Source organism: Thalassotalea euphylliae (genome assembly GCF_042682785.1).
Lineage (GTDB): Bacteria > Pseudomonadota > Gammaproteobacteria > Enterobacterales > Alteromonadaceae > Thalassotalea_F > Thalassotalea_F euphylliae.
On sequence record NZ_JBHUIB010000012.1, the window covers coordinates 998,765 to 1,024,143 of the forward strand.

Below are 25,379 nucleotides of genomic sequence, written 5' to 3' on the forward strand. Positions count from 1 at the left end.
CGTGATTTGTAAACGTTGATAAGATTAGTTAGTAATCGTTTGAATCTTTCAAAATGGTACGGGAGGAGAGACTTGAACTCTCACGCCTCGCGGCACTGGAACCTAAATCCAGCGCGTCTACCAATTCCGCCACTCCCGCATTTTGAAAGCCGCATATTTTAAGAGCTGGCACTCTTTGTAACCAAGAACGTTTGAGAATATAAGAAGTGGCAGGGGTAAGAGGATTTGAACCTCTGAATGACGGGATCAAAACCCGCTGCCTTACCGCTTGGCTATACCCCTACTGTGTTCTTAATAGGGAAACATTGTTGATTTATACTCACCATTTCATTCGACAAACAATCGGATATGAAATTGGCAGGGGTAAGAGGATTTGAACCTCTGAATGACGGGATCAAAACCCGCTGCCTTACCGCTTGGCTATACCCCTACAATGTTTCATATTCTCGCAACTACGTTGCTTGAATGGTACGGGAGGAGAGACTTGAACTCTCACACCTCGCGGTACTGGAACCTAAATCCAGCGCGTCTACCAATTCCGCCACTCCCGCATTGTAAATGGTGGCTACACCGAGATTTGAACTTGGGACCCCATCATTATGAGTGATGTGCTCTAACCAGCTGAGCTATGTAGCCATTTACAACCTTGCCTCTCAGCAAGTGGCGCGTATTATGCAAATCTGGATTGTCTTCGTCAACCGTTTTTTTTGAAAAAATGACAGCTTTTTGTTTGTTTGTCTAAATTGTCAACAAACTGTCGGAATACTATGCTAACCCGCCAGGTGTTGTATAAAAATAAAGCGAGCTATTGCTCGCTTTATTCCGTTAATCGAGAAATTACTCGATACGTGCTTTTGCTTCTTCTGCCAAGTGAGCAGAGTGCTTAGCAATTTCTTCCATATTAGCAGCTACTACTTTTGCAGGAGTTTTGCCAATAACAAACTCACCAACTTCCAAAGCATTGTTTGTTGCTGAGAAAACTAGCAAGTTTTGACCATTACAATTAATGTCGTTAAAAATTTTGCGAAGTTTAAGTTTACGTTGTTTCAAGAAAGAACGAAGACGGTTCTTGTCATTTGCAGCAACGTATTCACAAATACGAAGTGCAGTGTCGTCTGCGTAAGATACTGAAACTGGTGCGAACGCTGCTGTTGCAGCAATGAGGCTTGCGAGTACTAGTGTTTTTTTCATAAAACAACCCTATTTATTATTAGTTAAAAACGCGGTGGCAAATCACCACGACATCTCCCTAACTAAGTTTGGTAGATTTCCAAAATAAAACAAGGAGCTATATAGCTCCTTGTTTATTATCGGTAAGTTTTAGAAAAAGTTAAACATTAAATCTAAAGTGAACGACATCTCCGTCTTTCACAATGTAGTCTTTTCCTTCCAGTCGCCATTTACCGGCTTCCTTCGCACCAGACTCACCGTTATGTTCAATGAAGTCGTCAAAGCTTACTACTTCAGCTCGAATAAAGCCTTTTTCAAAGTCAGTGTGAATAACGCCAGCCGCTTGCGGTGCCGTTGCATTTTGTTTTACTGTCCAAGCGCGAACTTCTTTAACGCCAGCTGTGAAGTAAGTTTGTAAGCTTAGTAGTCCATAACCAGAGTTAATGACTCGGTTTAAACCTGGCTCAGTTAACCCCATCTCTTCCATGAAAATTTCTCGGTCTTCTTCGTCCATCTCTGAAAGTTCACCTTCGATTTCTGCACACACTGGAACAACTACAGCGTCTTCTTTGGCAGCAATCTCTCTTACTTGATCAAGGTAAGGGTTGTTTTCAAAACCATCGTCATTTACGTTGGCAATGTACATGGTTGGCTTTACTGTTAGGAAATTTAAGTATTTTACTGCAGCTAACTCTTCTTTCTCTAATCCTAAAGAGCGAATCATGTGACCTTCTTCGACGTGAGCAAGAATTTTTTCTAGTACAGGAAGCTCAAACTTCGCGTCTTTGTCGCCACCTTTAGCTTTTTTAGTTTGTTTTTGAATAGCACGTTCAGCTGTGTCCATATCCGCCAGCGCTAATTCGGTGTTGATCACTTCAATATCTTCAGCAGGGTTGACTTTACCTGCTACGTGCACAATGTTTTCATTTTCAAAACAGCGTACAACGTGGCCAATAGCATCAGTTTCACGGATGTTAGCTAGGAATTTGTTACCTAAGCCTTCACCCTTTGAAGCACCAGCAACAAGGCCTGCAATATCTACGAATTCCATAGTTGTCGCAATCACGCGCTCAGGGTTAACGATACCCGCTAATTGATCCAAACGAGGGTCAGGAACAGGTACTACACCGGTATTCGGCTCAATAGTACAGAACGGGAAGTTAGCTGCTTCAATGCCTGCTTTTGTTAATGCATTGAAAAGCGTAGATTTACCAACGTTAGGTAAACCAACAATACCACATTTAAAACCCATGTTATTTTCCTATTAGCTTTGCTGCGTGCAGCGAAAAATGAATTAGCTTGCTTTGAATGAATGTAGACGATTTTGTGCTTTTTTTAAGTCGTCTTTTAACCATATGTCAAAACAACGCGTCGCTTCGTCTATGGCTTGGTCCATTTTATCTTGCTCAACACTTGGCGCTTTGCCAAGTACATGACCTGTTACACGATCTCTGTGTCCAGGGTGACCAATACCAATACGAAGACGATAAAAATCTTTATTATTTGCCATTCTGGCAATGATATCACGCAGGCCGTTGTGGCCACCGTGTCCGCCACCTTGTTTGATTTTACAAACGCCAGGTTCCATATCCAGCTCATCATGTGCAACAAGAATATTGTCTACAGACATTTTATAAAAGTTTGCTAGTGGAGCTACTGCCTGACCGCTTCGGTTCATAAATGTAGTTGGTACTAATAAATGTACTAACTGACCGGCAATTTGACCTTTGCCATAAAGTCCGGCGTATTTTTTTTCAGGCTTAAGAGAAATGTTATGGAGGCGAGCTAGTTCTTCGACGAACCAAACTCCGGCATTGTGGCGAGTTCTTGTATATTCGGGGCCGGGATTACCCAGCCCCACAACTAATTGAATAGTCATAAACTAAACGTTAATGATTACTCTTCAGTTGCTTCTTCTTCAGCAGCTTCGTCGTTACCGCCTTTAGGAGCGTTTAATGTAACAACTGCTTGGTCGTGGTCTTCACCTTTAGCTAACTCGTCAGAAGTTACACCTTTTGGAAGTTTAACGTCTGATAAGTGAAGTGTTTGACCAACTTCGATGTCTGCAACATCAACTTCGATGAACTCTGGTAAGTCACCTGGTAAACAAGTAACTGCGATTTCATTGATGTGGTGAGCGATAGTACCGCCTTTCTTCGCTGCTGCTTCTTCGTTGATGAAGTGAACAGGAACGTTAGTGTGTACAGCGTGAGTTGCATCAACGCGCATGAAGTCCATGTGCATTACTACGTTTTTGTACGGGTGACGTTGCATGTCTTTAATTAAACACTCAACTTTTTCACCGTCGATGTTTAATGTTAAAACGTGTGAGTAGAATGCTTCTTCTTGTTGTGCACGCCAAACTTTGTTAGCTGCAAGCGTTAAAGAAACAGGCTCTTTGCCTTCACCGTAAAGGATAGCTGGAACTTTGTTCGCGTGGCGTAGGCGGCGGCTCGCACCTTTCCCTAACTCCGTACGTACTTCAGCATCCAAAGTAAATAAATCAGTCATGATAAATACTCTATAAATAAATGATAAATTTGTTGTTTTTTGCGACCAAAAACAACCTAAGCGCACTTTTTATTTCAAGCAAACAACGTTGCCAGATAAAAAAGGCGCGGCATGATACCACGAGACTAGAGTAAAACCAAGATTCATTCGGGATTCTTTGGTGAAGTAAAGCCGTACTTACCCAGAATTTGTTGATATTGTCCTGAGGACTTCAGATCAAGAAGGCATTGATCGAATTTATCCAAGAATTGTTGGATGTTGTCAATATTCGGACTAGAGCGTGAAATAGTTAAATAATAAGGCTTTACTGCAACGACAAAATCATGAATTTTTACCTTGTCTGAGATACCAAGCTGTTCCGCACGCCAATAAAATGTGGCAGTGGAATTCGCCATCACCTCAAACCGTTGAGGGGTTGCAAGTAGCTGACCAAACATCGCATCAATGTCGTACCCATCATTTACTTGTCCATTGGCTCTTTTATCTTCAATAATACTTGCAAGTTCTGGGGTGTGGGAAAGGCCTGCTAGATTACCAAAGCGATATTTATAGAGATCGCGTAGAGAATTTATCTCTACCTTGTCATCAGCTCTTGAAGCAAAACCATATTCGCTGGTGAATAGGGGCTCTTTACCATAAGCAACAAACTTTTCTCGCTCTGGTTTATGTGAATAGACACTAATGTCTAGCTCACCCGACAGCATATAAACATGTGTTCTTTTTATTGGAAGGGATTTGTAATTAATGTCATAGCCTTGTTTTGTAATACAGATATCTAAGATTTCTTTTGCAAGCCCAGGCGTAGCTTGTTCTAACCTTGGGAAAAAATAAGGGGGCCACTTTATATCGTTCAAGTTGAGGGCAGTGGCAAAAGAGGCGGCGGAAAAGCCAGTCACAGCGAGCAGAGAAAGAATCTTGACCATAACATACCTTCAACAGAGTCATGTTACTTAAGTCTATGCCAGCATATGGAATTCAGCGAATTTAAATCTAAAACTGTGACGATATGTGCTTGACAGTTGGGCACAAAAAAAGCGCCGGTCGGCGCTTTTTTTCATTCATTGCGAATTATTTCATTGGCGATTTATGCTTCAAACATCGCTGAAATTGATTCTTCATTACTGACACGACGAATAGCTTCAGAAAGCATACCGCTTAACGTGAGTTGTCTCACACGTGAGCCTAACGCTTTAATGTCATCTGAAAGTGGAATTGAGTCTGTTACAATCACTTCGTCGATTACTGAGTTCTTCAAGTTTTCTGCAGCATTGCCAGAAAGAACAGGGTGTGTCGCGTATGCGTACACTTTATTAGCACCATGATCTTTAAGTGCTTGTGCAGCTTTTGCTAACGTACCACCAGTATCAATCATATCGTCAACAATGATACAGTCGCGGCCTTCAACATCACCAATGATGTGCATTACTTGAGCCACATTTGCTTTCGGACGACGTTTGTCGATAATCGCTAAGTCAGCGTCATCAAGTAGTTTAGCTACAGCACGCGCACGAACAACACCACCAATGTCAGGTGATACAACTACTGGATTTTCCAGGTTCTTTTCTTCCATGTCTTCCAGAAGAATTGGTGTACCGAACACATTGTCTACAGGTACATCGAAGAAGCCTTGAATTTGTTCTGCGTGAAGGTCAACAGTAAGGACGCGATCAACACCAACGCTTGATAGGAAGTCAGCAACAACTTTTGCGGTAATTGGTACACGCGCACTTCGTACACGACGATCTTGGCGAGCGTAGCCGAAGTATGGCATAACTGCAGTAATACGGCCTGCAGATGCACGGCGTAATGCGTCAACCATAACAATCAATTCCATCAAATTATTGTTAGTTGGCGCACAGGTTGATTGGATAATAAATACGTCTGCACCACGTACGTTTTCAGTGATTTCAACACTGATTTCACCATCGCTGAAACTACCTACTTTTGCTTCACCTAAACCAATGTATAAGCGATCTGCAATTTTCTTAGCCAGTTCAGGGGTGGCGTTACCCGCAAAAATCTTCATGTCAGGCACTGTCAGTTCCTCAGAAACTTGTGACATTAAAAGTTCACACTAATAGGTTAGGGTTACCTAACTATCAGCAAATTATTTGGTTTTCGCCAGCTAAGACGCTAATTTCCCTAACGCCGTATGTGTCGGTGAAACATTTACGCCTTTAGCTACAAACGACTCAATGTTGTTAGGCAATTGAGCTTGGATGTGGCGGGCCTCTTGTTCAGATGCACAGTATGTGAAAACACAAGCCCCTGTACCCGTCATTCGAGACGGCGCGTATTCTACCAATCTAGCCATAAGATTGGCAACCTCAGGGTAGTGTTTTGTTACGACCACTTCGCAATCATTAGTGGTGTCTGCATTTTCAATATCTTTTAGCGCTATTTTCGGCGTATTGCGCGGCAGCTCTTCACTTTGAAAGACAACTTGCGTTGAAATGTGACAATCTGGTTTGCTGATTAAATACCAGCACTCATTGGGGGAGGCGGGAACGAGTTTTTCGCCTACACCTTCAGCAAAGGCAGCAAACCCGCGAACAAAAATTGGCACATCGGCTCCTAACGATAAGCCAAGATCTGCAAGTTGCTCTGTCGGCAAGTTAAGTTGCCATAAAGTGTTAAGCGCCAGTAACACAGTAGCGGCATTTGATGAACCGCCGCCTAAGCCGCCTCCCATTGGCAGTATTTTAGTAATCTCGATATCAACGCCAACAGCATTGTCTCGATAGGGCAGTAGCAAGTTCGCCGCTTTAACGATTAGGTTGTCGTCATTTGCTACACCTGGTATTTCAGTCAAAAGCCTGATTTTACCTGATGAGTTGAGAGTAAAGGATATCTCATCACCATATGCTAGAAATTGGAATAACGTTTGAAGTTCATGGTAACCGTCATCACGTTGGCCATTAACATGTAAAAATAGATTCAGCTTTGCTGGTGATGGAAGCGTAATTTTGTTTGGTATGTGCACGTCTATGTCTCAACCTGCCAATTTTTAATGGCAAGTTTAATCGTAAAGTTGTTCTGTTTAATGAGTAATTGTCCGGGCAAATAATGACCGGAGAATACTTGATAGCCTTTATAAGTTACCTTCCACTCTCTGTTATCATAAATACTCGTAATCGATTCAGGCAGCCCTGTTTCCGAGTGATAAGCCACAGTATCTTGCGAGGAGTAGGGGATAGCTTTTATCCAAAATGACATAGCCTCACTAGGCAAAGTAAGCCCCGTGAGTTGCCATACAAGCCGATCTAAGTCAGTTGTTTTGTAGGTTTCTCCATCAACTTCAACCGTGAAAATGTCACCGGCTTTTTCCATTGATAAGACATTGATGCCTAAATACGTGGTTAAGGACAGTTTTTGGTTAGTTTCATTTGCTTGCCAGTTTATGTTCGCTTTTTCGCGTTTCTTTTCTTGCAAAAAAGCTATCTGCCCTTTGATTTGCCAGGTTGTTACCTGCAATAGTTGAGATTCTCTAATTTCTGGCGATTTTACAGTAGGCGTTTGATTTTCTGACGACTTTGGCGTTTGAGAACAAGCACTTAGGAGCAACAGAAAGAAGCCTGCAATGCTTCTCTTTATATCAAAAACCGTGTGCTTTGGAAGTCTGGGAAACAAAGTGCGCATCAATGAAGTCATCAAAGTGAAAGTAAATATATTTGAACACAGTGTTGAAGTGACTTTCAATCGTATCGTGGATTTTGTAAAATTACCCACAATTTATGTCTGACAATTTGAGCGAATTGTTTTTAAACAAGCTGCTTTAGTTGTAGAGACTGTCTGGTTGTACGTCACAATACCGCAAACAGTGACGTTTTCTTTTGCTTAAGGCTAGTATTTTCGTTATATGTCCATTGTTGCTGTTGGTATTAATCATAAAACTGCACCCGTAGCGGTGAGGGAAAAGATTTCCTTTAACCCTGACCAGTTGAGCAGCGCTTTACAAGAAATGCTATCGGAAGTGGACTGTAAAGAGGCCGCTATTTTGTCGACGTGCAACCGAACTGAACTTTATTTGGTTCAGGACGGCAGCATGGAAGAAACGCAGGCGAAAGTCGTTGAGTGGTTAGAACGACACCATAGTGTTCCTTCTTCAGCAATCACGCCAAGTTTGTATTGGCATGTCGACAAGCAAGCGGTAAACCATATGATGCGTGTTGCTTGCGGCTTGGACTCGCTCGTTCTGGGTGAGCCGCAAATCCTTGGACAAATGAAACAGGCGTACGGCCAAGCTAAAGCTGCTGGCTCTATGGCGCTGATTATGGACCGCCTATTTCAGCGTACCTTTGGTGTCGCTAAACAGGTGCGCACAGAAACCGAAATTGGTGAGAGTGCGGTATCTGTAGCGTTTGCAGCCGTCAATTTAGCAAAGCATATTTTTGCAAGTCTTGAAAAAGCGCGCGTATTGCTTGTCGGTGCAGGCGAAACGATTGAGCTAGTCGCTAAACACTTATACGACAACAACGTTGGGCACATTACCGTTGCTAACCGCACCATTTCGCGTGCGGAAGACATGGCAAAACAGATCGGCGCTGATGTTATAACGCTTGCTCAAATACCTGAGCATATGGCGAAATCAGACATTGTGATTAGTTCTACGGGAAGTACGCTACCTATTATTGGTAAGGGTATGGTTGAAAGTGCTTTAGAACAGCGAAAGCATCAGCCAATTTTTATGGTTGATTTAGCCGTACCTCGTGATATTGAAGAACAAGTCTCAGAACTTGAAGATGTGTTCTTATACACAGTAGACGACCTGCAAACCATTATTGCGAAAAACATTGAAAATCGTCGTAAAGCGGCGGTTCAAGCTGAAGGCATTGTAGGTCAGCAGTCAGATGTATTTATGTCTTGGTTGCGAGGACTAAACACGCAAGATGCTGTATTAAGTTATCGCAAACAGTGCATGTCTGAACGAGATCTATTGCTAGAAAAAGCAATAGGTCAACTACGTAATAACAAAGACCCAGAAGCTGTTATTGGCGAATTAGCTACTAAGCTAACCAACAAATTAATGCATGCACCAACAAGTGCATTGCAGTCAGCTGCTCAAGGCGGCGAACTCGATAAACTCATTTATCTGCGTGATATTTTTGATTTAGATAAATCAAACAACTAATATTGCGCAAAATTTAAAAAGATAGCTATCCATGAAAGAATCTGTATACCGTAAATTAGAAGCGCTGGTAGAGCGTTTTGAAGAGGTTCAAGCGTTATTGTCTGATCCTGAAACTATCGCTGATCAAGACAAGTTCAAAGCGTTGTCTAAAGAATTTTCGCAGTTAGAGGGCACAACAAAAGTCTTCAAAGATTTCCAAACTGCCGAAGAAGATTTGGAGATGGCCAATGAGATGCTTAAAGATAGCGATCCTGATATGCGCGAAATGGCGCAAGAAGAGCATAAAGCGGCCAAGAAAGCGATTGAAGAGTTAGAGCAAGAGCTACAAATTTTGCTTCTTCCTCGTGACCCTAACGATGACAATAACTGCTTTGTTGAGATTCGTGCCGGTGCGGGTGGTGATGAAGCGGCAATTTTCGCAGGTGATTTGTTCCGCATGTATTCTCGTTACGCCGAGAAGAAAGGCTGGAAGATTGAAGTCATGAACATGAACGAATCTGAGCAGGGCGGTTACAAAGAAATCATTGCTAAAATCAATGGCGAAGGCGTATATGGTGAGATGAAATTTGAATCTGGTGGTCACCGTGTTCAACGTGTACCTGAGACAGAGTCACAAGGTCGTGTCCACACATCAGCATGTACTGTTGTGGTTATGCCTGAAATCCCAGAATCTGAGGCAATCGAAATTAATAAAGCAGATTTAAAAGTTGATACTTTCCGCGCTTCTGGTGCGGGTGGTCAGCACGTTAACAAAACCGATTCTGCTATTCGTATAACGCACATTCCAACGGGCGTTGTTGTTGAGTGTCAGGACCAACGCTCTCAACACAAAAACCGTGCACAAGCAATGTCGGTGCTTCAAGCACGCTTGCAACAAGCAGAAGATGACAAGCGCCGCGCGGAAGAAGAGTCTTCACGACGCAGTCTAGTAGCCAGTGGTGACCGAAGCGAGCGTATTCGCACATACAACTACCCTCAAGGCCGTATGACAGATCACCGCATTAACTTAACGCTATATCGTCTGAACGAAGTGATTGAAGGTAATTTGCAGTTAGTGATGGAGCCTATTCTTCAAGAAAACCAAGCTGACTTGCTAGCGGCGCTGGCCGATCAAAACTAGTAAGCAAAAATATGCCCACCATTCAAGGCTTGCTGACTGATTGTCAGCAAGCACTTCAAGAAATATCAGATAGCCCATTACTAGATTGCCAAATCTTGTTATGCCATGTGTTAGATAAGCCTCAAACTTACTTGATGACATGGCCAGATTTGGTGTTAACGTCACAGCAAACGCATCAATTTTATTCGCTTTACAAACGTCGCATGCAAGGTGAGCCCATTGCTTACATTGTCGGCGAAAGGGAATTTTGGTCATTGCCGCTAAAAGTAGCGCCTTCAACCCTTATTCCAAGACCTGACACTGAAACATTGGTTGAGCGTGTATTGGCAGGTGAACATGTTCAAGACGCCAACGTGTTGGACTTAGGTACTGGCACTGGTGCAATAGCGTTGGCATTAGCTTCTGAAAAGCCAAACTGGAAAATAACCGCTGTAGACTTTAATCACGAAGCTGTTGAATTAGCCAAAAGCAATCAACAAGCACTTGCGCTGGGCAATGTCACCGTTATACATTCTGATTGGTTTTCAAGCATAGAAAACGACGTTAAGTTTGACCTGATTGTTTCTAATCCACCGTATATTGATGAGGACGATGTACACCTATCGCAGGGGGATGTTCGGTTTGAACCTAAATCGGCTTTGGTGGCACCAAATCAAGGACTTGCAGACATAGAGCATATTGCTGATACCGCAAGAAATTACTTAGTCGACGGCGGTAAAGTCTTTATAGAACACGGATATGACCAAGGGGACGCGGTAAGGGCAATCTTTCACGAGCTAGGTTACGATGAAGCGCGAACGGAGAAAGATTTAGCTAGTAATGATCGTGTCACTTGGGCAATATTTAACGATAAAAAGAAAACCAATAATAATTAGAGAGTACCCATGAAGCATTTCCATATGTTGCTGGCAATAATCAGCATAAGCCTATTCACTTTACGTTTTGTCTGGTTGCTTAAAGAGTCAGATATGTTGTCGCGTAAATGGGTAAAAATCACCCCACATGTCATTGATACATTGTTGTTAACTATCGGTATCACAATGGCTATTAAACTGGCGATTAACCCTGCCGAACAGTTGTGGTTGGCCGAGAAAATCATTGCAATATTTGCCTATATTTTTACAGGGCTTTACACGCTTAAGTTAGCACGTAATCGCATGATGCAAATTATGGGGTACTTCGGTGCGCTTGGCTGGTTTGCCTTAATCTTTAGAATTGCGCAAACCAAGCAAACCTTTTTTTTCTAATATAAAACAATCTAACAAGGACGTTTATGTACAAGAAACTGCTACTTGTAGCGGTACTCTGTTGTAGTACTGCTTTTTCGACTTTTTCACTCCAGTCACAACCTTTACCCGTAGAATATTTTGCGTCACTGCCTGATGTGAGTAGTGTTTCGCTCTCGCCAGACGGTAAACACATTATCAGCCTCGTGAGGGTGAATACGGAAAAACATCAGGGCAAGTTAGTCCAGCTTGTTGACACAGTATCGAACGCAAAAACAAACCTCGCGTTTTCAGACAACGAAAAATATAAGATACGACATCTGCAATGGATAAATAATCAATATGTCGCCGTATATGCTGACTTTCCTGCTTCTCGCTTTGGTACGCCAGTAACAGAAAGTCGAGTAATGAAGCTTGATGTTTCTTCGGGCGAGCTCAAGCCAATTATACCTCGCAATATACTTAAAAAGATGGTCTGGATGTCAAATGACCTTGATAACATCATTGACGTTCTTCCTGAAGACAACGAACACATATTGATGTCTATGGGTGGATTTACAACAGGCGGTGAGGAGTCTGTTATTCGCATTAGTTTGAGTGGTAAAAAGAAATCGGCATTTGTCCAGCGTACCAAAAACTTTGTAGGAGATTGGATTACTGACAACGACGGCAATGTTCGTGTTGGTATTGCTAAAGAAGACGCGCGCTTCCGAATTCTTGAAAAGCGCTCAGATACAGGAAAGTGGCGCGATTTGTGGGAGTTTGATGCATTTGCCGCTGACAGTGTTTGGCCTATCGCATTTGGTGCGGATAAAGATGTACTTTATGTCTCAGCGCTTCACAACGGAAAAGATGCAATTTTCAAAGTTAATCTCAAAGATGAGTCGTTAACTAAAGAATTGGTTTATTTTAATGAGCACTATGATGTGACAGGTCGCTTACGAAAGTCTGGTGTTACAGGTGAGGTTATCGGTGTAGGGAATCACTTTTGGCATCCTACATGGGAAAAATTTCAAAAAGGGATCGACAAAGCACTTCCTGACACAACGAACCACATTATTAGCCTAAGCAAAGACGAAACAAAATATATTGTTTTGGCAACTAATGATACAGAGCCGGGTATTTATCTGCTCGGTGATAGAAAAGCGGGTGGTATGGACGTGCTGGCATATCGCTATAATAACCTGACGCCAGAAGTACTTAGTGCTAAGAAAGAGATTAAATATAGTGCACGTGACGGATTGGAAATTGAAGGTTATTTAACCGTACCTGCTGGGAAAGAGCAGAAAAACTTACCTACAATAATATTCCCACACGGCGGGCCTATCAGTTACGACGACGACGGTTTTGACTACTGGACACAGTTTTTAGCAAGTCGAGGTTATGCTGTTTTACAGATGAACTTCCGAGGATCGTCGGGCTACGGTCATGACTTTATGCAACAGGGTCTCAAAAGCTGGGGCAAAGCAATGCAGGACGATGTTGAAGATGGCGCGCGATGGCTAATTGAACAGGGTATTGCAGATAAAGATCGTATATGCATTTTAGGGGCTAGTTACGGTGGGTATGCAGCGCTAATGGGAGGTGTTAAATCACCAGACTTATATCGATGCATTGTGTCGTTTGCCGGCGTAACGGATATTGAGTATATGGTGAAAAAGGCGCGTTATTACACCAATTACGATATTGTGAAAAAGCAAATTGGCTCTGATCATGATGAGTTGTGGGAAAATTCTCCACTCAAGCATGCTGAAAAGATTAAGCAGCCGGTCTTGTTAATACATGGTGAAAAAGACCGAGTTGTCCGTGTTGCTCACAGTGAAAAAATGTTTGATGAATTAAAAGGTGAAGGCAAAAACGTCAACTATGTCGAACTTGAGGGCGGGGACCACTATTTGAGTAACAATCGTCATCGATTACAGACGTTTAAAGAAATAGAATCTTTTTTATCTAAATATAACCCTGCAACTATGTAATAATAGGCGCCAATTTTTTTGGCGCCTTACCCTTTATTTTTTCCGCTTTGTCGCCATATTGTCTGTTTAGCTTTTCAACCGGTATTTGCAGTATTCATGAACGATTTGTTGTTGTCTGAAATAAATACACATCAAGAAGACTTAGTGCGCGCATTAACACTACTCGAAGAATTCATTTTTGAGAAGAAAGTCAATGTGTTGCCGATGATAGAAGACATCGTTGATTACTGTGAGCAAGAACTAGAGGACGTAGACGACCCTCTCGCACAAGCTGAGCACCTGATTAATATCCTATTTCTAGATTTGTTGTTTATAGAATCTAAAAGAGATGCATGGCCAGTGATGGGATTCAAACTGGAAGAAGCCATTGGCTCTCGCGTAATACACCCGGTGGTTAAAGCGGTTATTTTTAAATATGTTGCAGAGCAATGTGGCTTTGAAATTGATTTGGTCTATGTACCTGAAAAAGTAATGTTGCGTCTTATCTGTGACCAACAATTTGCTATTATTTTTGATCCTTTAAGTGGTGAGTCGCTAAATTGGGAAGAATTAGATAGTCGAATAGATGAGGTACCTACAGAAGCTAACCAATATCTTGAGCCTCTGGATAGTAAAGCTGTTTTGGTGGAATACCTGACTGCGTTAAAAAATGCACTAATTAAAGAAGATCAGTTTATTAACGCGTTGAAGTGCGTCGACATATTGATTGAGCTAAAACCTGAGGACCCCTTCGAGCGACGCGATCGCGGATTTTTGCTTCATCAGTTGGATTGCTTTAAAGTGGCATACGATGATTATCAATACTTTGTTGATCAATGCCCGCAAGATCCAGCGGCGCAAATATTAAAATTACAATTAGAAAACATAAAAGTTTCAAACACCATATTACACTAGCTCAGGGGCCTTAATGACTCACGATCCTTTAATTACCAATGATGCGGTAGTCTTGGGGTTGTTGGCACTTATTTTGGGCGCAGTTTTTAAAACCGCTCACAGCCTTCATCCTTTCTGGCGAAAATTCTATAAATATGTGCCAGCACTACTACTCTGTTATTTTATACCTTCTCTACTCAATACGTTCGGCATAGTCGATGGGCACACTTCAAATGTGTATTACGCAGCATCGCGCTATCTTCTGCCAGCTTGCCTTGTATTGCTAACAATAAGTATCGACTTAAAAGCGATACTAAATCTGGGCCCTAAAGCACTTATCATGTTCTTAACGGGTACTTTTGGTATCGTTATCGGGGGCCCGATAGCTATTTTAGTGATGAGTGCTATTGTGCCTGATGCTATTGGTGGTCATGGACCTGATGCTGTATGGCGAGGGATGACAACCATTGCAGGTAGTTGGATTGGCGGTGGCGCTAACCAAGCTTCTATGAAGGAGATGTTTGAGGTTGGTGGCGATATATTTTCGGCGATGGTCACGGTAGACGTTATCGTGGCGAATTTGTGGATGGCTGTTCTGCTATTTATGACAGCAAAACACAAAGAAATAGATGCAAAAACTGGCGCTGATACTAGAGCAATTGAAGAGCTAAAAGTCCGAGTGGAGGAGTATCAAGCAGCAAATAGCCGTATTCCAGAGCTAGCCGACTATATCAAGATTATTGCTATCGGTTTCACTATTACTGGCTTTGCACACTTTTGTGCCGACTTCTTAGGACCGTATTTTGGTGCAAACTACGAATGGGCGCAGGAGTTCAGTTTAAACAGTAAGTTCTTTTGGCTGATTGTTATTGCGACAACAATCGGTATTAGCTTGTCATTTACACGCATGCGTGAAATTGAGTCGGCAGGCGCGAGCAAAGTAGCACAGAGCTTCATTTATATTTTAGTGGCATCTATTGGCTTGCATATGAACATTCTTGCTATTGCTGAAACGCCTATTTATTTTGTTATCGGATTAATATGGATGGTGGTTCATGCGTCACTCATGTTAATTGTTGCTAGATTTATTAAAGCGCCGTTGTTTTATATGGCAGTTGGTAGCCAAGCGAATGTTGGAGGCGCGGCATCGGCGCCGGTGGTTGCCTCAGCGTTCCACCCATCGCTAGCTCCTGTGGGGGTTTTACTGGCGGTGCTTGGCTATGGTGTTGGAACTTATATGGCTTATTTCTGTGGCTTGTTGATGCAAGCTGCATCTGGTTAAGGATTAAAAATGACGATTAGACAGGTTACTGTTGGAAATATTGATGTCGCGAACGATAAGCCGTTCGTGTTGTTTGGTGGTATGAATGTGCTTGAGTCACGCGATTTAGCGATGCGCATTTGTGAACACTATGTTGAAGTAACAAACAAACTTAACATTCCTTATGTGTTTAAAGCTTCTTTTGATAAGGCAAATCGCTCTTCTGTACACTCTTATCGCGGGCCAGGAATGGAAGAGGGTTTAAAAATATTTGAAGAGTTAAAAGCAACGTTTAACGTCCCTATCATTACTGATGTGCATGAACCTTTTCAAGCAAAACCAGTCGCTGATGTGGTAGACGTTATCCAGCTTCCAGCCTTTCTTGCGCGCCAAACAGATCTTGTTGTTGCGATGGCAGAAACTGGCGCAGCAATCAACGTGAAAAAACCACAGTTTTTGGCGGCGCATGAAATGCGTCATATCATCAAAAAGTTTGCTGAGGCTGGCAATGAGCATGTGATGCTGTGTGAGCGTGGTAGTTGCTATGGTTATAACAACCTTGTTGTTGACATGCTCGCTATGGATGAAATGACCACTTACGCACCCGTTATTTTTGACGCGACTCATGCTTTACAAAAACCTGGTGGTCGTTCCGATTCTGCTGATGGCAGACGTGCACAAGCTGCGCAGCTGGCGCGCAGTGGTATGGCATTAGGAATTGCAGGGTTGTTTATTGAGGCACATCCTAATCCAAACGAAGCGAAATGTGACGGTCCATGTGCACTACCTTTAGATAAACTTGAGCCGTACTTATCGCAAATGAAAGCAATTGACGACTTAGTGAAAGGCTTTGAGCCACTAAATACATCAGATTAGCTTTAACGTTTTGCATTGTTAAGATAATAAAAAAGGAGCCTGAGGCTCCTTTTTTATTAGAATTCGTATATTAACCTGTCTTACTCAGCGTCCGCACTTGTCAAAGTATCTGTTTCCTCTTCTAATGACACCGCTTGTGATGGTTGGGCATTTAAGCTAGTCATTGCCAATGTAATTGTTGGCTGAGTAGAGAAAATTTCTACTTTGTTTTCTGTTAAGTAGGTTGCAGCACTAGCGACGATTTGCTCATTACTAATAGTAAAAGCGGCTTCAACAGGTGTTGAAACTTTAGCAAATGCTGTCTGGCTGAGAACGAGTGATGTTACGAATGTTAATTGCGCTAGTTTTTTCATGATAGTACCTATATACGTCAATAATCCTTATAGATGTAAAAAGACCTATCTCCATAGCAATGAAGTACGGGTTGGGGACGTACTCCGTATTTTGGTTGGTATATCAATACCTAGAGATGTTGTCCTTCATCTACAATGTTAATTTTACGTAAACATCTTACGAGTTTACACTGACATAAATTCACGTTATTCATTAGAAAATCTAATGAAAATTTTTGCGCTATTTTCATAACTTTGTCATACTAGCTAGCCTATACTAACCGACCAGCCTTGAGGTTATACAGTGGCATCTCGTTTACCTCCGTTAAATGCACTTCGCGCTTTTGAAGCGTCAGCTAGGCATCTGAGCTTTACTCGTGCTGCGGAAGAACTGTTTGTGACTCAAGCAGCGATAAGTCACCAAATAAAATCGCTCGAAGAGCACCTTGGTATTAAGCTTTTTATGCGCAAGAATCGTGCGCTTCTCTTGACGGAAGAGGGGCAAGCCTATTTCTTGGATATTAAAGATATTTTTACGGCTTTACATGACGCTACTGAAAAGTTGCTTGCTCGTGGTGCTAAAGGGGCTATTACGGTAAGTTTGCAGCCAAGTTTTGCTATTCAGTGGCTAGTTCCCCGTCTTAACGCGTTTAACCAGCTTCACCCTGATATTGATGTTCGTATCAAAGCAGTTGATCAACCCGATAATTCCCTGACAGAAGATGTTGATGTAGCTATTTATTACGGTCGTGGAAAGTGGACTAATGTTCAAGCTGAGCAGCTCCATACCGAATATCTAATCCCTGTCTGCTCTCCGCTACTGATGAATGGTAAAAAGCCATTGTTTACTTTGAATGATTTAGAGCATCACACGTTATTACATGATACATCACGTCGTGATTGGAAGCGCTGGTTTAAAGAAGTAGGTGTAAAGGGAGTGAATGTAAATCATGGCCCTATATTTAGTCATTCATCAATGGTGCTACAAGCTGCAATACATGGACAAGGCATTGCCCTTGCGCACAGTGTTTTAGCTAAACCTGATATTGATTCAGGTCGCTTGGTATGTCCTTTCAACCATGTACTGGTGAGTAAAAATGCATACTACATTGTTTGTAGAGAAGCACAGGCCGACATTGGTAAAATAGCGGCGTTTAAAGATTGGGTGCTCGATACTGTAAGTGGTGAACAAGAGCATATTGCAGGAGGTCAGTTACAGTGACAACCACAACCATATACCAACATGCAGAGTCAGCAAAAGCATTGCTAGTATTGGCGCATGGCGCTGGTGCAGACAAGTCGTCAGAGTTTATGGAGGCTATCGCTAGCGAGTTACTCAAAGAAAATATCAGTGTACTTCGCTTTAACTTTCCCTATATGGATAAACGTTTGGAAGACGGGAAGAAAAGGCCTCCAGAAAGAATGCCTAAATTATTCCCGTGCTTTGCTGAGCATATAAACTCTGTAGAAACTGGTTTGCCTATTTTTCTTGGGGGTAAATCAATGGGGGGGCGAGTTGCTGCTACTTTAACAAGTCAGCTTGAAGACGTCTCTGAGTTTTCGTTAAACAAAAAAGTCTGCGGAGTCGTTTGTCTAGGCTATCCATTCCACCCTATCGGTAAGCCGGAGACATTACGTTTAAATCCGCTTACCGATAGAGCGTTACCGGTGAGAATTATTCAAGGGACGCGAGATGCAATGGGAAATTCTGACGAAGTTAAACAATACACGCTGCCTAGCTTAGTCAGTATTGATTGGTTGGAAGATGGAAATCATGATTTGAAGCCTCGTGTAAAATCTGGGTTTACGCACTCACAGCATATTTCAGCCGCTGCTAAATTCATTAATCATTTCGTTGAACAAGAGTTAAGTCATGCCTGACCAACTTGTTCAGCGAATATTCGCTTGTTTTGTTGGTATTAGCGGCGCCTTTTGCGTATTATTCGGCGCTTGGCTGGCACATGCTGGCGAGCACCTACAAGCTGATATTCTCGTCCGCCTAGAAACGGCGCATTTGTATCAAGTTATTCATACGTTAGCGTTATTAGCGATTACAGTTTGGTGTCGTACCCAGCCGTCAAAGGTGTTGGTCTTTGCTCAGTCGCTAATGCTCATTGGTATAGCGTTTTTTAGTGTGAGCCTATACTTAAAAACACTGTTTGCTATGCCTGTTATTGGCAAGCTCGCTCCATTAGGTGGCATCAGCTTAGCACTCGCTTGGCTGTCTTTAATTTTTGTTGGAAATAAGAAATGAAAACTTCAATAGTCTTGTATTGTCGACCTGGATTCGAGAAAGAATGTGGCGCAGAAATTCAAGAGAAAGCCGCATGGAATGAAATCTATGGCTACATAGAAGTGCTCAAGAAGCAAGGGCTCGTCATGTTCCATCTTCATAATGCTGAAGACGGTGAAACGTTAATGGAAAAGTTACCATTACGACGCCTTATTTTCGCGCGCCAATGGTTTGTCACGTTAACGGAAAAAATTGAGTTGCCGGAATACAATCGTGTTGAGGCAATTGTCGACGCTCTCGGAACTGATTGGCAATATGCTGATTTACGTATGGAGACCGCTGATACCAATGACGGCAAAGCACTGTCTAAATTTTGTCGAAAGCTAGCGGTTCCACTTAGACAAGCATTACGTAAAAAGAAGGTGCTCACTGAAAAGGGAGACTCAGAAGGAGCAGTACTACACGCACTTTTTTTCTCTGGCAGTGAAGTTATTTTGGGTTTTTCATTAGGCACCAACACATCACCACATGTGATGGGGATTCCACGCCTTAAGTTCCCGTCGCAGGCGCCAAGTCGCTCAACGCTGAAGTTAGATGAGGCGTTTCTTCATTTTGTGCCCAAAAAAGATTGGGATAGCAGATTAACGTCAGGCCTAAACGCTGTTGATTTAGGTGCTGCACCGGGTGGCTGGACATATCAGTTAGTTAGACGCGGCATGATGGTACAGTCGGTCGATAATGGCCCAATGGCAGAGTCATTAATGGAAACGGGGCAAGTTAAGCACTACCAATATGACGGTTTCAAGTTTAAGCCTGCTAAACAAAATGTCTATTGGTTGGTCTGTGATATGGTTGAAAAGCCTCACCGTGTCGCTTACCTGATGACTGAATGGCTGTTACACGGCTTGTGTAAAGAGGCGATGTTTAATTTGAAGCTACCGATGAAAGGGCGCTATCAACAGGTACAAAAAGACTTACAGATGATCAAAGACAGATTTGCAGAGCATGAAGTTAAGTATGAGATGTATGCCAAACATCTATACTATGATCGTGAGGAGATCACCGTTCATGCGCGATTGTTATCTCCTCCGCCACTCGCAAAGTAACTCACTTTGGTAGCTTTGAAAAACCAGCATTTACGCTGGTTTTTTTATTTCTAGTCGAAAAGGGTATTATCTGCGTAACTTGTATTATAAATTAGAAAAGACATTGCAAAGCCTTAGTGCAAGTTGGAACGTGGCTGTATGAGAATAAGCAAATCAGTAGTTGTTAACAAAACGAGACCACCTTTTTCACGGTTACTGTGTCTGCTTATTGCTTTTTGTTTTGCTGGGTTTTCTGCTAACGCACATGACGAACAACCTTCTTTGTACATCCTCAATAAAGCTGCCCAACCTGTCGTCACAGTCCCTGCTGGCAGCGATTGGAAACCGTTTTCTTATATTGACGAGCAAGGGCAGCTTAAAGGGCAAGACGTTGATATTTTGCGTAGCACACTAAACCACATGGGTTATCGGCTTACCTATATTCCTGACATTCCTCAACGGCGCTTTATTGATACAACGGGAAAGCTTGGCTTTAATGCACTGTTGGGGGCAACGTATACCGCAGAACGCGCAGAGAAGTATCATTTTTCAGAGCCTTATCGTACAGAAAAGGTTGCAGTTTTTTTTCTTAATGAAGAGTTAGAGCAGGCTCAGTCTCTCGAAGAGCTGTTGTCACAAGGGTATGTTGGCTCTCTCAATCTTGGCGCATACTATGGTGATGAATTCGAGCACCTTCGAGTAAAGTACTACCATAGCCTCTTTCACAATGAAACGCCGCCAAGACGATTAAAGCAGCTACTTGCAGGGCGTGTAGACTTTGTCATTGATGATGTTGATAACTTCACTATCGTTTTTACGGAAGCAGGCGTAAACGCTATGAAGCGTTCACCTTTTTACGTTATTCAGACAGAAGTGCGATTTATGTTCTCAAAAGAGCAGTTTGAAAAAAGTTTTGTGAGTCAGTTCAACGCAAACTTGGCTAATGTCTTGTCTAGAGAAACAGAATAGCGATTATCCAATATGACTAATGAACAGAGATAAAAAAACCGACGCTAGCGTCGGTTTTTTGTTTTAAGCGTTAATCGTTAATAGATTATAAACGTTCTAATACTGCTTCTGTGAAGTCAGTTGTACCGTGCTCGCCACCTAGATCGCGAGTCGTGCGGTCACCCGTCTCAATCACTTCCGTGATCGCTTTACGGATTGCGTCAGCCTTGTCACCCATTTCTAGGTACTCTAGCATTTGAATCGCTGCAAGAATAACAGATGTTGGGTTTGCTAAGTTTTTACCCGCGATATCAGGAGCACTACCGTGTACCGCTTCAAAAATTGCGCAGTCTTTACCGATGTTTGCGCCAGGTGCCATACCTAAGCCACCAACTAAACCTGCACATAGGTCAGATAGAATGTCACCAAACAAGTTCGTTGTAACGATAACGTCGAACTGCTCAGGGTTCATCACTAGCTGCATACAACAGTTATCTACAATCATCTCTGCTGATTCGATATCCGGGTAACGCTCACCAACTTCACGCGCTACTTTTAAGAAAAGGCCAGACGTTGATTTAAGGATGTTAGCTTTGTGAACCGCTGTTACCTTCTTGCGGCCTTCTTTACGCGCAGTTTCATAGGCGAACTCAACAATACGCTCTGCACCTTCACGAGTGATTAAGCTCATTGCTTCCGCTTGTGCGCCGTCTTCTGTCACTGTTTGGCCAAGACCAGAGTACATACCTTGCGTGTTTTCACGAATAGTGATGATATCAATATTCTCGTAACGTGCTTTTGTACCTTTGAATGACAGTACAGGGCGAACATTCGCGTATAGTTGAAATTGCTTACGCAATGTTACGTTAATTGACGTGAAGCCTTCACCAACAGGTGTTGTTAATGGGCCTTTTAGTGTAATTTTGTTTTTCTTGATAAGTTCCAATGTTTCTTCTGGAACTAGCTCGCCATGCTTTTCTAAAGCGACTAAACCTGCATCAGCGTATTCGTATTCGAAATCACAACCTGCTTTGTCTAAAACTTTGATTGTAGCGTCAATGATATCTGGACCGATACCGTCACCAGGAATAACTGTGATAGTTTGCTTAGCCATTTAAAATACCTTTAAAAGATGTGAATAGGGGGTATTCAAAGCATAGTTGAACAGTAAAAAAATACTCGCTTGTCCAACCACTTCGAAAAATTGCGCGATTTATACCATGGCTTACACATGTAAGCCAGTATTAAAACTTTCAAAAGTGCTTTTAATTGTCGGGATTTGTTGTGAAATGTTGTTAATTAACGATTTGTACCATGTCGCTAAATTGCTTATAGGCCACGTTTCCAATGGCGGTTAATTGCCCGTTTGTAAACAGGAGAGGGGTACATTCTTCTTGCGTGGAATTTACTTTTATACGTTTTGTCTGTTATGATGCTTTTATGCAAGTAAAACGGGGCGTTCAGATGGATAAAACAATCAAGCCAGCGTACTTATACAGTCGGGTTAGTTCTCAGCAACAAGCTTCATTCGGTCAAGGTCTTGAGCGACAAATAGAACAAGCTGAAACGTTTTTGAAGTCATACAACGAGCGACACGATACACAGTACGAAATTCAAGACTCAATTGTCGATGAGGGTGTTTCTGCATTCAGTGGCGCGAACATCAAAGACGATGCGGGTTTAGGGCGTTTTCTAGCAGCAGCTCGCGCTGGCAAAATCCCTCAAGATTCGCTCTTGATTATTGAAGCGCCTGATCGCCTGTCGCGTCTCGGAATAACTAAAGGTCAGGCGATATTTAATGAGTTAGCCGATTTAAAGATCAATGTCGCGCTTGTGCGCTTTGGTGTTGTGATCGACCATAAACAAGGTAATGAGCTTACATCATCGTTGATTATCGTTGTCGGTTTATATCTAGGTCGACTTGAATCTGAACAAAAATCAGAGCGAATAAAAGCGACTAAAGCTCGTCAAATACTTGAAGCCCGCCAGAACAAAACAGCATTGCGTCAGCCTCCATTCTGGCTTGAACGTAATGACAAAGAATTCATTTTAACGCCTGAGCGACAACGAGAAATAAACAAGATATTTGATTTACGTCTTGCTGGCGTAGGTGTAACTGAGCTTTTCAAAAAGATGAATGAAATAGGCGTCAAAGCTGCAAAGGGAAAGCCTTTCACCAAAGCGTCGATGGTTAGTTTATTAAAGAACCGGAGATTGATTGGAGAATACCAGCCCAAGACAACGACTAAAGACGAGAACGGAAAACGTGTTGATACAAACGTTGGTGATGTAATTCGCGATTACTTTCCGGTTGTAATCGATGAAGATAAATTCAATGCGGTTCAAAACACGTTCGGTAAGCTTACTGCTGGCGTTAAATCTGATTTCAGAAACGTGTTCAGGGGGCTTGCTTTGTGTCCGTCTTGCGGCGGTCGTTTATCGCTATCAATCGGTAATACAACAACTAAACAGGAACGCTTGTATTACTTACGCTGCAATGAACGTTCTAACAGGGGGACGTGTGATCAAAAACGTATCCCATTCAATAAGGTTCAATCTCACATCTTGGATGCAGTTAAACATATTCAGTTCAAGCCCACTGAGCGGGACGATTCAAAAGAACATGAGCTTCAATCTAAGGAGTTCGAACTGACTCAGATCATTAAACAGAACGCTGCTGATGTAATGTTATTGTCTGGTGTAGCTAGAACGATGTTATTTGATGAAATACAAAAAGTTCAGTCAGAGCTTGATTTGGTGCAAGCTGAACTGAATCAAATCAGATCAGAACGCATTCAGGACACTGATACAGCACATGAAAGGTTCAAACAGTTAACGCCTGATACAGCGGAAAATAGACAGCAAATTAACGCTCTATTACAACAATTCATTGATTCAATTGTACCTACAAAGGATCACGTTCTGATTAAGTTCAAGAATCAGTCTAGTGGTTTCTTGGTTGAATACGGTGTTGAACCTGAACGAGTGCAAAATATGCATCATTCGGACTTATCCGGAATGGGGGCAATGGTATTTAATCAAAGACTTGACTCATTCGATGCTTCCGAGCGTGAAGAAGTTTTACGTTCACGTATCGAGTTGTACAAAACACTTAGCAAATTCGCTGGCATTCTTGCCGAAAAGCAATAAATCAACGCTTCTCTGTGAAATCTGTAAAGTAACTACTCTGATACTTTTACAGATTTCACGTAGCTTCTCGCTACAAACCCTTAAAATCCCACCTTTCACAGTCAATGAGGTAAATCTATGACTCAGCCACGCGTAAAAATTAATCCTGAGAATATTGAACTGGTTAATTCACTATACCCGAACGACGATAAAACCTTAGTTAGTCGCATTAATAAAATACTCACATCAGCGCTTCGGAAAGAAGCTGAACGACAGAAGAAATCTCGATAATACCTTTGAGGTTATTTTGTTTGAAATTACTTATGTTTAACAATCAAATGAGATGATTAAGCACTATGAAAATCTCATTTGTCTGGTATAAATACTGAATTGGAGAGCCAAAACTAATTGATAGGGACACATTAATTAATGTCAGACTTAACAACTAACGAGAGACGATTGTTAGAAACTTATTTTGTGATGGGGGGAGGGTACTTTTTAGAATTTAGTAATAACAGCTTAGCTGATTTCGTTTCTCAATCTATCAACGTCGATTTATATTCCGAAAAATACAATAGAGACTCTGGCTCAAAAGCCAATAGAATGCGTGCGCTTTGGGATCTAGAATCAAATTATATTGTAGGAAAGCTAGTTAAAGACATTATTGAAGATGATGATGACAAAGGCTTGTTTAGCTTGAATCATCCAGAGAGAGATATCAAATTAAGGGAACGTTGCTTAGACATAGCTAAACGTTTAATGTTTACGCCTGATTCTAGAGTACCTCAGTCATCAGCGGTCGGAGTGTTTCCTCCGGTTCAAGAGAAACCTGATTTTAACCAATTAAAGTCGAATATTTTTGGTAACGCCCAAACTCAGCGACCTCGTTCGACACCTCAACCTGTATTTAATCCTGATCAAAAAACTCCACCGCAATCATGGACTCAGCCAGCATTCACGCCTCCCAAACAGAATCAACAACCTCAGCATGTGAATCCTCAAGCATCTCAAAAAGATAAAGTGTTTATAGTTCATGGACGTGACGAACATGTAAAAGAGCAAGTAGCTCGGTTTGTTGAACAGTTAGACCTAGAAGCGATTATCCTGCATGAGCAATCAAGCGGTAGCGATACAATTATCGAGAAAATAGAGAGGTATTCTGAGCAAGCTAGCTACGGCATCGTTATATATACACCCTGTGATACTGGAGGCTTGCAAGGAGAGTCTCACTTGAAAAATAGGGCTCGCCAAAACGTTGTATTCGAACACGGGTATTTAATGGCTAAATTGAACCGTAAAAACGTCACCGCCTTGATAAAAGGGGATGTAGAAATTCCCAATGATATTAGTGGGGTCGTATACGAAAAAATAGATGCCGGAGGAGCATGGAAGTTAAAACTTGCAAAGGAAATGAAAGATGCAGGCTGTTCAATTGATATGAACAAACTTTAGTAATTATCGAGCTTAATAAATACATGAAGTTCGAAGAGTAGTTACACCTATAACTT

General features: G+C 42.1%; 27 protein-coding genes and 5 tRNA genes. 16 read left to right on the forward strand and 16 right to left on the reverse strand.

Annotated features, from left to right (window positions below):
• Positions 1-54 precede the first annotated feature (54 nt).
• The 13 genes from ACFSJY_RS19025 to lolB all read right to left on the reverse strand — a co-directional run bounded on the left by ACFSJY_RS19025 (position 55) and on the right by lolB (position 7,320).
• Positions 55-139: transfer RNA gene (locus tag ACFSJY_RS19025), tRNA-Leu, on the reverse strand.
• Between the two features lie 68 nt (positions 140-207).
• Positions 208-282 (reverse strand) — tRNA-Gln (locus ACFSJY_RS19030).
• Between the two features lie 73 nt (positions 283-355).
• Positions 356-430, reverse strand: a tRNA-Gln gene (locus ACFSJY_RS19035).
• 36 nt (positions 431-466) lie between these two features.
• Positions 467-551: transfer RNA gene (locus ACFSJY_RS19040), tRNA-Leu, on the reverse strand.
• An 8-nt stretch (positions 552-559) separates the two neighbouring features.
• Positions 560-636, reverse strand: a tRNA-Met gene (locus ACFSJY_RS19045).
• A gap of 201 nt (positions 637-837) precedes the next feature.
• Positions 838-1,191 (reverse strand): DUF3718 domain-containing protein, encoded by a 354-nt coding sequence (locus tag ACFSJY_RS19050; RefSeq protein WP_386038238.1) that lies wholly within the window; start codon positions 1,189-1,191, stop codon positions 838-840.
• A gap of 139 nt (positions 1,192-1,330) precedes the next feature.
• Positions 1,331-2,422 (reverse strand): redox-regulated ATPase YchF, encoded by a 1,092-nt coding sequence (ychF, locus tag ACFSJY_RS19055; RefSeq protein ID WP_386038241.1) that lies wholly within the window; start codon positions 2,420-2,422, stop codon positions 1,331-1,333.
• A 42-nt stretch (positions 2,423-2,464) separates the two neighbouring features.
• The gene (gene pth / locus ACFSJY_RS19060) at positions 2,465-3,049 is read right to left on the reverse strand and encodes an aminoacyl-tRNA hydrolase (RefSeq protein WP_386038244.1); all 585 of its coding nucleotides are present in this window, start codon (positions 3,047-3,049) and stop codon (positions 2,465-2,467) included.
• Positions 3,050-3,066: 17 nt separating this feature from the next.
• Complete coding sequence (locus ACFSJY_RS19065; protein ID WP_386038247.1) at positions 3,067-3,681, reverse strand: 50S ribosomal protein L25/general stress protein Ctc; 615 nt, start codon at positions 3,679-3,681, stop codon at positions 3,067-3,069.
• A gap of 143 nt (positions 3,682-3,824) precedes the next feature.
• Positions 3,825-4,604, reverse strand: a complete 780-nt coding sequence (locus ACFSJY_RS19070) for a substrate-binding periplasmic protein (RefSeq protein WP_386038250.1) — start codon at positions 4,602-4,604, stop codon at positions 3,825-3,827.
• 161 nt (positions 4,605-4,765) lie between these two features.
• Entirely contained in the window at positions 4,766-5,716 is a 951-nt protein-coding gene (locus ACFSJY_RS19075; protein WP_386038456.1) for a ribose-phosphate pyrophosphokinase, read from the reverse strand.
• Positions 5,717-5,806: 90 nt separating this feature from the next.
• The gene (ispE, locus tag ACFSJY_RS19080; protein ID WP_386038459.1) at positions 5,807-6,658 is read right to left on the reverse strand and encodes a 4-(cytidine 5'-diphospho)-2-C-methyl-D-erythritol kinase; all 852 of its coding nucleotides are present in this window, start codon (positions 6,656-6,658) and stop codon (positions 5,807-5,809) included.
• 8 nt (positions 6,659-6,666) lie between these two features.
• Complete coding sequence (gene lolB, locus ACFSJY_RS19085; RefSeq protein ID WP_386038253.1) at positions 6,667-7,320, reverse strand: lipoprotein insertase outer membrane protein LolB; 654 nt, start codon at positions 7,318-7,320, stop codon at positions 6,667-6,669.
• Positions 7,321-7,540: 220 nt separating this feature from the next.
• Here lolB and hemA point away from each other — a divergent pair, with 220 nt between their 5' ends.
• The 8 genes from hemA (at position 7,541) to kdsA (ending at position 16,144) form a co-directional block, all read left to right on the forward strand.
• Positions 7,541-8,812: a glutamyl-tRNA reductase gene (gene hemA / locus ACFSJY_RS19090; protein ID WP_386038255.1), complete on the forward strand. Its 1,272-nt coding sequence runs from the start codon at positions 7,541-7,543 to the stop codon at positions 8,810-8,812.
• Positions 8,813-8,843: 31 nt separating this feature from the next.
• A complete protein-coding gene (gene prfA / locus ACFSJY_RS19095) occupies positions 8,844-9,932 on the forward strand; it encodes a peptide chain release factor 1 (RefSeq protein ID WP_386038258.1) in 1,089 nt (362 codons plus the stop codon).
• Between the two features lie 11 nt (positions 9,933-9,943).
• Positions 9,944-10,807, forward strand: a complete 864-nt coding sequence (gene prmC / locus ACFSJY_RS19100) for a peptide chain release factor N(5)-glutamine methyltransferase (RefSeq protein WP_386038261.1) — start codon at positions 9,944-9,946, stop codon at positions 10,805-10,807.
• Between the two features lie 9 nt (positions 10,808-10,816).
• Positions 10,817-11,179, forward strand: coding sequence for a SirB2 family protein (locus ACFSJY_RS19105; RefSeq protein ID WP_386038264.1), 363 nt, complete (start codon positions 10,817-10,819; stop codon positions 11,177-11,179).
• 26 nt (positions 11,180-11,205) lie between these two features.
• Positions 11,206-13,134 carry an alpha/beta hydrolase family protein gene (locus ACFSJY_RS19110; RefSeq protein WP_386038267.1) on the forward strand — a complete coding sequence of 643 codons (1,929 nt, stop codon included), beginning with the start codon at positions 11,206-11,208 and terminating at the stop codon, positions 13,132-13,134.
• Between the two features lie 96 nt (positions 13,135-13,230).
• On the forward strand, positions 13,231-14,028 hold the full coding sequence (locus tag ACFSJY_RS19115) for a SirB1 family protein (RefSeq protein WP_386038270.1): 798 nt from the start codon (positions 13,231-13,233) through the stop codon (positions 14,026-14,028).
• A gap of 13 nt (positions 14,029-14,041) precedes the next feature.
• Positions 14,042-15,289 carry a DUF819 family protein gene (locus ACFSJY_RS19120; protein ID WP_386038273.1) on the forward strand — a complete coding sequence of 416 codons (1,248 nt, stop codon included), beginning with the start codon at positions 14,042-14,044 and terminating at the stop codon, positions 15,287-15,289.
• A 9-nt stretch (positions 15,290-15,298) separates the two neighbouring features.
• Entirely contained in the window at positions 15,299-16,144 is an 846-nt protein-coding gene (kdsA, locus tag ACFSJY_RS19125; RefSeq protein ID WP_386038276.1) for a 3-deoxy-8-phosphooctulonate synthase, read from the forward strand.
• Positions 16,145-16,224: 80 nt separating this feature from the next.
• Here kdsA and ACFSJY_RS19130 read toward each other — a convergent pair whose 3' ends face one another.
• Positions 16,225-16,497 carry a hypothetical protein gene (locus ACFSJY_RS19130; RefSeq protein WP_386038279.1) on the reverse strand — a complete coding sequence of 91 codons (273 nt, stop codon included), beginning with the start codon at positions 16,495-16,497 and terminating at the stop codon, positions 16,225-16,227.
• Positions 16,498-16,780: 283 nt separating this feature from the next.
• On the opposite strand from ACFSJY_RS19130, the gene ACFSJY_RS19135 reads away from it, so the two are divergent.
• The 5 genes from ACFSJY_RS19135 (at position 16,781) to ACFSJY_RS19155 (ending at position 20,763) form a co-directional block, all read left to right on the forward strand.
• The gene (locus tag ACFSJY_RS19135; RefSeq protein WP_386038282.1) at positions 16,781-17,698 is read left to right on the forward strand and encodes a transcriptional regulator GcvA; all 918 of its coding nucleotides are present in this window, start codon (positions 16,781-16,783) and stop codon (positions 17,696-17,698) included.
• Complete coding sequence (locus ACFSJY_RS19140) at positions 17,695-18,357, forward strand: alpha/beta family hydrolase (protein WP_386038285.1); 663 nt, start codon at positions 17,695-17,697, stop codon at positions 18,355-18,357. Before ACFSJY_RS19135 ends, ACFSJY_RS19140 begins: the two co-directional genes overlap by 4 nt.
• Entirely contained in the window at positions 18,350-18,730 is a 381-nt protein-coding gene (locus tag ACFSJY_RS19145; protein ID WP_386038288.1) for a DUF423 domain-containing protein, read from the forward strand. Before ACFSJY_RS19140 ends, ACFSJY_RS19145 begins: the two co-directional genes overlap by 8 nt.
• Positions 18,727-19,815, forward strand: coding sequence for a 23S rRNA (cytidine(2498)-2'-O)-methyltransferase RlmM (rlmM, locus tag ACFSJY_RS19150; RefSeq protein WP_386038291.1), 1,089 nt, complete (start codon positions 18,727-18,729; stop codon positions 19,813-19,815). Before ACFSJY_RS19145 ends, rlmM begins: the two co-directional genes overlap by 4 nt.
• Positions 19,816-19,953: 138 nt before the next feature.
• The gene (locus ACFSJY_RS19155; protein ID WP_386038294.1) at positions 19,954-20,763 is read left to right on the forward strand and encodes a substrate-binding periplasmic protein; all 810 of its coding nucleotides are present in this window, start codon (positions 19,954-19,956) and stop codon (positions 20,761-20,763) included.
• An 85-nt stretch (positions 20,764-20,848) separates the two neighbouring features.
• On the opposite strand, the gene ACFSJY_RS19160 is transcribed toward ACFSJY_RS19155, so the two are convergent.
• Positions 20,849-21,856, reverse strand: a complete 1,008-nt coding sequence (locus ACFSJY_RS19160) for an isocitrate dehydrogenase (protein ID WP_386038297.1) — start codon at positions 21,854-21,856, stop codon at positions 20,849-20,851.
• Between the two features lie 181 nt (positions 21,857-22,037).
• Positions 22,038-22,157 carry a DUF3192 domain-containing protein gene (locus ACFSJY_RS19165; protein WP_386038462.1) on the reverse strand — a complete coding sequence of 40 codons (120 nt, stop codon included), beginning with the start codon at positions 22,155-22,157 and terminating at the stop codon, positions 22,038-22,040.
• A 49-nt stretch (positions 22,158-22,206) separates the two neighbouring features.
• On the opposite strand from ACFSJY_RS19165, the gene ACFSJY_RS19170 reads away from it, so the two are divergent.
• From ACFSJY_RS19170 to ACFSJY_RS19180, 3 genes are all read left to right on the forward strand, one after another.
• Entirely contained in the window at positions 22,207-23,892 is a 1,686-nt protein-coding gene (locus ACFSJY_RS19170; RefSeq protein ID WP_386038300.1) for a recombinase family protein, read from the forward strand.
• 117 nt (positions 23,893-24,009) lie between these two features.
• A complete protein-coding gene (locus ACFSJY_RS19175; RefSeq protein WP_386038303.1) occupies positions 24,010-24,162 on the forward strand; it encodes a hypothetical protein in 153 nt (50 codons plus the stop codon).
• 138 nt (positions 24,163-24,300) lie between these two features.
• Complete coding sequence (locus ACFSJY_RS19180) at positions 24,301-25,323, forward strand: TIR domain-containing protein (protein ID WP_386038306.1); 1,023 nt, start codon at positions 24,301-24,303, stop codon at positions 25,321-25,323.
• Positions 25,324-25,379: the final 56 nt, after the last annotated feature.